The organism is Mesorhizobium sp. M7A.F.Ca.CA.001.08.2.1, assembly GCF_003998455.1.
Taxonomy (GTDB): domain Bacteria; phylum Pseudomonadota; class Alphaproteobacteria; order Rhizobiales; family Rhizobiaceae; genus Mesorhizobium; species Mesorhizobium ciceri.
Genome location: NZ_RZPW01001284.1, coordinates 1 through 882 on the forward strand (window position 1 = coordinate 1; position 882 = coordinate 882).

Annotated in this window: 1 protein-coding gene and 2 pseudogenes; 1 reads left to right on the forward strand and 2 read right to left on the reverse strand. The window is 62.9% G+C overall.

Annotation, left to right across the window (positions count from 1 at the left end; translation table 11 throughout):
* Positions 1–166: pseudogene (locus EN914_RS39750) on the reverse strand (phosphoesterase); the annotation flags it as partial.
* A gap of 14 nt (positions 167–180) precedes the next feature.
* Entirely contained in the window at positions 181–522 is a 342-nt protein-coding gene (locus EN914_RS36865; protein ID WP_013528672.1) for a hypothetical protein, read from the reverse strand.
* Positions 523–691: 169 nt separating this feature from the next.
* Here EN914_RS36865 and EN914_RS36870 point away from each other — a divergent pair.
* Positions 692–882 (forward strand): annotated as a pseudogene (locus EN914_RS36870) (sensor histidine kinase); the annotation flags it as partial.

The following is an 882-nucleotide window of genomic DNA, read 5'->3' on the forward strand; positions in this document are numbered from 1 at the left end:
CCTGGCGGAAGGCGAGCAGGATTTCGGTGTCGAAGGCGTGCGGCGTGGTGGCGCGCGCCAGCTCCATCAGCTCCTCGAATCCCCAAAGGCCGGCCGCGATGACCAGGCCGGCCAGCAGCACCGGGAATTCGACCCGGTTGAGCAAAGCGTTCGCGGCATTCTTCATCGGCAATCCGCCCGTTACAGCCGGCCTTGCAGATAGGGTCCGAGCGTGATCAGCGCCACTGCGGCGATCGCCAGCATGATGCCGGTCGCCTGCAGCGCGTTGACGCGCTCGCCGAAGAAGACCAGCGCCACGACGTTCACCGAGACCAGCTGGATGACGGCAGACAGGCTGAACGACACCGACATGCCGAATTCGCGGATCAGCCGCAGCATGATCAGATTGCCCAGTGAATAGAGCGCCAGCGTCAGCGCGATCTTGCCAAGGCTCGGCGCCAGGCCCCATTGCTTGGCGGCTGTCGCCGCCAGCAGGAAAATGACCGTTGAAAAGCCGAGCTGCAGCAGTCCCGAAAAACTCAACGTTCCGTCCCCTCTCGAAGCGGCTCCCGCCGCATGTGTCGCGGACGTTGTTTCCGAAGCGCGCCGGGACGTCAAGCGCTCGACCAAACGAAGCTCTTGGCAATGGCAAGACGGAGGCTCAATGTACCGACATCGTCCAGCCAATCGATTGAAGGGCGGTCAGGGGTTCATGATTCGTATTCTGCAGAACTTGACGCGACGCTGGAGCGAACTCTCTCTTGCCTTGCAATTCGTCGTTGCCGGCGGTTTTGGCCTGCTGGCCGTCATGCTGGTGGTGGGCGCCTGGGTGACGGCGCAGATCAGAGAGGGCGTCATCCGCAATTCGGCCGCCACGACGGCGCTCTATGTCGACAGCGTGAT